A 6,378-nucleotide genomic window follows, 5' to 3' on the forward strand; every position below is an offset into this window, starting at 1 on the left:
ACCAACGACATCGACAACATCACCCAGACCCTCCAGCAGGCCTTCAGCCAGATGGTCCGCGCCCTGCTGACCCTGGTCGGCGTCCTCGCGATGATGTTCTGGGTGTCCCCGGTGCTGGCTCTCGTCGCCCTCGCCACCGTGCCCGTCTCGATCGTCGTCGCCGGCTTCGTCGGCCGCCGCGCCCAGCCGCAGTTCGTGAAGCAGTGGGCGGTCACCGGCCGGCTCGGCAGCCACGTCGAGGAGATGATCACCGGACACACCGAGGTCGTCGTCTTCGGCCGCCGCGAGGAGGCCGTGCGCCGGTTCGACGAGCTGGGCGAGGAGCTGTACCGGGCGAGCTTCCGCGCCCAGTTCGTGTCCGGCTTCATCCAGCCCGCGCTGACCTTCGTCGGCAACCTGAACTACGTCGCCATCGCCGTCGTCGGCGGACTGCGGGTGGCGAGCGGCACGCTGTCCGTCGGCGACGTCCAGGCCTTCATCCAGTACTCGTACGACTTCAACGGCCCGATCACCCAGGTCGCCGCCATGGCCAACCTCCTCCAGTCCGGAGTGGCCTCCGCCGAGCGGGTCTTCGACCTCCTCGACGCCGAGGAGGAGGACCCGGACCCGGCCGAGCCGAAGAGGCCGGAAGCGCTCCGCGGCCGGGTCTCCTTCGAGGAGGTCGCCTTCCGCTACGAGCCGGGCAAGCCGCTCATCGAGGACCTGTCCCTCACCGTGGAGCCGGGCCGGACCGTCGCCATCGTCGGACCCACCGGGGCGGGCAAGACGACCCTCGTCAACCTGCTCCTCCGCTTCCACGAGGTGACCGGCGGCCGGATCACCCTGGACGGCGTCGACACGGCGGCGATGACCCGGGAGGAGCTGCGCTCCGGCATCGGCATGGTCCTCCAGGACACCTGGCTCTTCGGCGGCACCATCGCCGACAACATCGCGTACGGGGTGCCGGGCGAGGTCTCGCGCGAGCGGATCGTCGAAGCGGCCAGGGCCGCGCACGCCGACGGGTTCGTCCGCACCCTGCCCGCCGGGTACGACACCGTCCTCGACGAGGACGGCGGCGGTCTCAGCGCCGGCGAGAAGCAGCTGATCACCCTCGCCCGCGCCTTCCTCTCCGACCCGGTCATCCTCGTCCTCGACGAGGCCACCAGCTCCGTGGACACCCGGACCGAACTCCTCGTCCAGGAGGCGATGGCCTCCCTCCGGGCGGGCCGCACCAGCTTCGTCGTCGCCCACCGGCTCTCCACGATCCGGGACGCGGACACCATCCTGGTGATGGACGGCGGCTCGATCGCCGAGCAGGGCAGCCACGACGAACTCCTCGCCGCCGGGGGAGCGTACGCCCGGCTGCACGCGGCCCAGTTCGCCCGTACGGTGGAGACGTGATCGTCACCGTCCGCACCACCACCGACGCGCGCGCCAAGGCCGACGCCCTGGCGCGCGGCGCCGTCGAGGCCCGGCTGGTCGCCTGCGCGCAGATCTCAGGGCCCGTCACGTCCGTCTACCACTGGCAGGGCGCGATCGAGACGACCGAGGAGTGGGAGGTGGTGTTCAAGACCACCGAGGCCCGCTACCCGGCCCTGGAGGCGCACCTCCTCGCCGTCCACGACTACGAGACGCCGGAGATCCTCGCCACCCGGGTGACCCGGGTCGGCGAGGAGTACGCCCGGTGGGTCGAGCGCGAGACCTCTGCCGCCCAGGAGATCGAGGGCCCGGCCCACGACGAGCGGCCGTTCTTCGTCTACGGGACGCTGCGCCCGGGCGCGTACAACCACGACCGGTTCCTCGCCGGCCGGATCGGCACCGAGGCGGACGCCGTGCTGCACGGGGCGGTCCTCTACGACGGTCCCGGCTATCCGTACGTCGTCCCGGCGGACGGCGGCCGGGTGGTCGGCACCCTGCTCACGCCCGCGCCCGGCGCCTACGGCGAGCTGTTCGGCCTGCTCGACCGCCTGGAGCTGCCCGTCGGGTACGAGCGGGTGGCGATGGACGTCGTCCGGGTACGGGACAGCGCGCGGGTGTCCGCATGGGTCTTCCTGGCGGCGCCGGACGCGCCCCTCGGCGCGGTCATCGAGAGCGGCGACTGGTTCAGCCGGCCGTAGGCACGGGCTCAGGCGTCGTTCCCGGCGCGCTCCAGACGTACCGCGCACACCTTGAACTCGGGCATCCGGGACACGGGGTCGAGCGCCGGGTTCACCAGGGTGTTGGCCCGGCCCTCGCCCGCCCAGTGGAACGGCATGAAGACGGTGTCCGGCCGGATGGCCGTGGTGATCCGGGCCGGTGCGACGGCCCTGCCGCGCCGCGAGACCACCGCGACCCGCTCGCCCTCGGTCACCCCGAGCCGCTCGGCGACCCGGGGATGCAGCTCCACGAAGGGGCCGGGGGCCGCCGCGTTCAGCTCGTCGACCCGCCGGGTCTGCGCACCCGACTGGTACTGGGACACGACCCGGCCGGTGGTGAGGACGACGGGGTACTCGGCGTCCGTCTCCTCGGCCGCCGCCCGGTGCACCACCGGCACGAACCGGGCCCGCCCGTCGGGCGTCGCGAACCGGTCCAGGAAGAGACGCGGGGTGCCCGCGTGGTCGGCCTCGCCCACGCCGGTCTCCGGGCAGGGCCAGAACACGCCCTGCTCCTCCTCGATCCGGCGGTAGCTGATGCCCGAGTAGTCGGCCGGACCGCCGGCCGAGGCCCGGCGCAGCTCGTCGAAGACCTCCTCGGGTTCGGCGGGGAATCCCTTCTCCCAGCCGAGGAGCCCGGCGAGCGCGTGCAGCACCTCCAGGTCGCTCCGTACCCCCGCGGGCGGGGTGAGGGCGCGTCGGCGGAGCAGCACCCGACCCTCCAGGTTGGTCATGGTGCCGGTCTCCTCCGCCCACTGGGTCACGGGCAGCACGACGTCGGCGAGCGCGGCGGTCTCGGAGAGCACCACGTCGGCGACGGCGAGGAAGTCGAGCGAGCGCAGCCGCCCCTCGACGTGCGCGGCGCGGGGCGCGGAGACGACCGGGTTGGAGCCCATGAGGAGCAGGGACTTCACCTCGCCGCCGAGCGCGTCGAGGAGTTCGTACGCGCTCCTGCCCGGCCCCGGCAGCGACTCGGGGGACACCCCCCAGACCCCGGCCACGTGCGCGCGTGCGGCCGGGTCGTCGAGCTTGCGGTAGCCGGGGAGCTGGTCGGCCTTCTGGCCGTGCTCGCGGCCGCCCTGGCCGTTGCCCTGGCCGGTGAGGCAGCCGTAGCCGCTGAGGGGCCGGCCCGCCTTCCCGGTGGCCAGGCAGAGGTTGATCCAGGCGCCGACGGTGTCGGTGCCCTTGGACTGCTGCTCGGGGCCGCGTGCGGTCAGGACCATGCCGGTGGCGGCGTCGCCGAACAGCGCGACGGCCTCCCGGAGCCGCGGCACCGGCACGCCCGTGATGCGCTCGACCTGCTCGGGCCAGTGGGACATGGCCCCGGCGCGCGCGGCCTCCCAGCCGGAGGTGCGCGTTGCCACGAACTCCTGGTCGACGCGTCCTTCGGCCACCACGAGGTGGAGCATGCCGAGGGCGAGCGCGAGGTCGGTGCCGGGGCGGGGCGCGAGGTGGAGGTCGGCCTGCTCGGCGGTGCGGGTGCGGCGCGGATCGATGACGATCAGCTTTCCGCCGTTCGCCTTCAGCTCGGTGAGGTAGCGGAGGGCGGGCGGCATGGTCTCGGCCAGGTTGGAGCCGACGAGGATCACGCAGCCGGTCTTCGGGATGTCCTCCAGGGGGAAGGGCAGCCCCCGGTCGAGCCCGAACGCCCTGCCGTGCGCGGCGGCCGCCGACGACATGCAGAAGCGCCCGTTGTAGTCGATCTGCGAGGTGCCGAGCACCAGCCGGGCGAACTTCCCCAGCGTGTACGCCTTCTCGTTGGTGAGGCCGCCGCCGCCGAAGACCCCCACGGCATCGGGACCGTGGTCGGCGCGGGTCCGGCGCAGCCCGTCGGCGACGGCGGCGAGGGCCTCCTCCCAGGACGCGGGCACCAGGGCCCCCGTGTCAGGGCATCGGACCAGGGGCTCGGTGAGCCGGACCCGGGAGGAGAGCACGGCGGGGGCGGTGCGGCCCTTGCCGCACAGCGCGCCCCGGTTGACGGGGAAGTCGTTCCGGTCGACCACCTCGGCGGGCAGCTCCGGGACGCCGGTGGGGCGGAGCGACATGCCGCACTGCAGGGCGCAGTAGGGGCAGTGGGTGGGTACGGCGGTGACCTCGGACATACGGCCAGCGTGGGTCAGGCGTGTTACGCGGGGCGGCACCGCTGATTACGGGCGCGGTGCGATGCTCTCCGTCCGCTACGGCTCCCGGGGTGAGGCCAGCGCCTCGGTGACGCCCTTCTCCTCCGGGCCGAGGAAGTGCGGGTCGGGCCGGAGCGCTGCGTCGAGGGAGGCCTTGCCGGCGGCGAAGAGCTCCCGGGTGGTGCCGTAGTACCAGGTGCGGTCGTGGGGTTCGGGGACCCCGACGCCGTACGCGTCGACGCCGGCCCGTCCGCACAGTGCGACGGCCCGCTTGATGTGGAAGTCCTGGGTGACGAGCACGGCCCGGTCGACGCCGAAGACCTTCCGGGCCCGGACGCAGGAGTCCCAGGTGTCGAAGCCGGCGTAGTCGCTGACGATCCGGCCGTCCGGCACCCCGCGCTCGGTGAGGTACGTGCGCATGGCGCTGGGTTCGTCGTACGCGGTCCTGCTGTTGTCGCCGGTGACGAGCAGGACCCGGACCTTCCCCGTCCGGTACAGCTCGGCGGCCGTGTCGAGCCGGTGCGCGAGGTACGGGGTGGGGCGCCCCTTCCACAGCCCGGCGCCGAAGACGACGGCGACGTCCCGGGCGGGCACGTCGGCGGTGGTACGGAGCTTCCCGGCGGCGGCGGTGTGCATCCAGGTGACGGGGGTGAGCGCGAGGACGGCGCCCAGCATCAGGGCCTGCACGGTGCGGCGGCGGGCCCGTGTGGTGCGCGGGATCAACCTGGTGAGCCGGGCCGGCATGCGGGAACCTCCGTGGCGGGTGGACTCGGTGTCGTTCTGTCACCCCGTCCGACGCGCGTCGGCGGGATTCGGTTCGGCGGCGGCGTCGCGTGTTCCGTACAACACACCGGCCAGGACCATCCCGAGCAGCATGCCGAGCAGCTGGGCGGCGGCGAAGGCGGGCACCGAGCCGGGGGCGATCCCGGTGAAGGAGTCGGAGAACGCGCGGCCGACGGTGGCGGCCGGATTGGCGAAGGACCCGGAGGAGGTGAACCAGATCGCCGCGCCGATGTAGCCGGCGACCGCGACCGGGGCGAGCCCGGGGCGGCCGATGTGGCGCAGGCCCTGGACGACGAGGACGAGCCCGGCGGTGGCGACGGCCTCGCCGAGGAGGAGGTGGAGCGCTCCGCGGGGCTCGGTGGCCCAGGCGCCGGGCGCCCGCCCGAACATCGCCTCGGCGAGCAGCGCGCCCGTCACGGCCCCGGCGAGCTGGGCGCCGATGTAGGCGAGGACCTCGCGCGAGCCGCCCGTACGGCGTCGGGACCACCACTCGGAGAGGGTGACGACGGGGTTGAAGTGGGCGCCGGAGAGCGGCCCGATGAGGGCGATGAGCAGCCCGAGGCCGAGGGCGGAGGCGGCGGCGTTGGCGAGCAGCCGGACGCCGATGTCCTGGCTGAGGGAGTCGGCGCGGATACCGGAGCCGACGATGACGGCGACGAGCGCGGCGGTACCGATGAACTCGGCGGCCGTACGCCGGGGGAGAGAGGGCGGGGACATTCTCATGGTGGAAAATATATTCCGCAGAACGGAATGCGAAAAGAAACAGGGAGCAGGAATCCGCGGACACGCCTACGATCCGCGCATGATCACCGATGCCGTCCGCAACAACGCCGAGTGGTGCGAGGCCATGTGCCGCGCCCACGGACACCCCGGCACCTTCGGCCCCCGTGCCTGGACGAACGACCGCCGCACCCCGCTGTACTACCCCGACGCGGTGACGCTCACCGAGGACGCGGACGTGAAGGACGTCCTGGCCGGGATCGACCGCAGCACCCCCGGAGCCTCCGTCAAGGACAGCTTCGGCCGCCTCGACCTGGCCGCCGAGGGCTTCCGACTCCTGTTCGAGGCCCGGTGGATCGCCCGCCCCGCGGGCCTTCCCGTCCCCGCCGCCACCGGCGACTGGCGCCCGGTCCGCACGCCCGGGGAACTCGCCGCCTGGGCCCTCGCGTGGAGCGGTGACGACGCCGACGACGCGGCGCTCTTCCGCCCCGGACTCCTCGCCGACCCGGCCGTCACGATCGTCGCGGGGCACGCGGCCGACGGCCGGATCATCGGCGGAGCCGTCCTCAGCGACAGCGGCCCGGTCATCGGCCTCTCCAACCTCTTCGCCACCGGCGGCACCGACCCGTCCGTGACCTGGGCGG

6 protein-coding genes are annotated in these 6,378 nt (G+C 73.6%); 3 read left to right on the forward strand and 3 right to left on the reverse strand.

Annotated features, from left to right (window positions below):
- On the forward strand, nucleotides 1–1,380 hold a 1,380-nt coding region (locus AOK00_RS32150; RefSeq protein WP_063886701.1), incomplete at its 5' end, for an ABC transporter ATP-binding protein.
- Nucleotides 1,377–2,096 carry a divalent cation tolerance protein CutA gene (gene cutA, locus AOK00_RS41505; RefSeq protein ID WP_055603698.1) on the forward strand — a complete coding sequence of 240 codons (720 nt, stop codon included), beginning with the start codon at nucleotides 1,377–1,379 and terminating at the stop codon, nucleotides 2,094–2,096. The genes AOK00_RS32150 and cutA, both read left to right, overlap by 4 nt.
- Nucleotides 2,097–2,104: 8 nt before the next feature.
- Here the strand turns inward: cutA and AOK00_RS32160 are convergent, their stop codons facing one another.
- From AOK00_RS32160 to AOK00_RS32170, 3 genes are all read right to left on the reverse strand, one after another.
- The gene (locus AOK00_RS32160; RefSeq protein WP_055603699.1) at nucleotides 2,105–4,213 is read right to left on the reverse strand and encodes a molybdopterin oxidoreductase family protein; all 2,109 of its coding nucleotides are present in this window, start codon (nucleotides 4,211–4,213) and stop codon (nucleotides 2,105–2,107) included.
- A 75-nt stretch (nucleotides 4,214–4,288) separates the two neighbouring features.
- Nucleotides 4,289–4,975 carry a SanA/YdcF family protein gene (locus AOK00_RS32165; RefSeq protein WP_055603700.1) on the reverse strand — a complete coding sequence of 229 codons (687 nt, stop codon included), beginning with the start codon at nucleotides 4,973–4,975 and terminating at the stop codon, nucleotides 4,289–4,291.
- Nucleotides 4,976–5,014: 39 nt separating this feature from the next.
- Nucleotides 5,015–5,737 carry an aquaporin gene (locus AOK00_RS32170; RefSeq protein ID WP_055603701.1) on the reverse strand — a complete coding sequence of 241 codons (723 nt, stop codon included), beginning with the start codon at nucleotides 5,735–5,737 and terminating at the stop codon, nucleotides 5,015–5,017.
- Nucleotides 5,738–5,816: 79 nt separating this feature from the next.
- Here AOK00_RS32170 and AOK00_RS32175 point away from each other — a divergent pair.
- On the forward strand, nucleotides 5,817–6,378 hold a 562-nt coding region (locus AOK00_RS32175; protein WP_055603702.1), incomplete at its 3' end, for a hypothetical protein.

The sequence above is a fragment of the Streptomyces aureus genome, assembly GCF_001418135.1.
GTDB classification, from domain to species: domain Bacteria; phylum Actinomycetota; class Actinomycetes; order Streptomycetales; family Streptomycetaceae; genus Streptomyces; species Streptomyces aureus_A.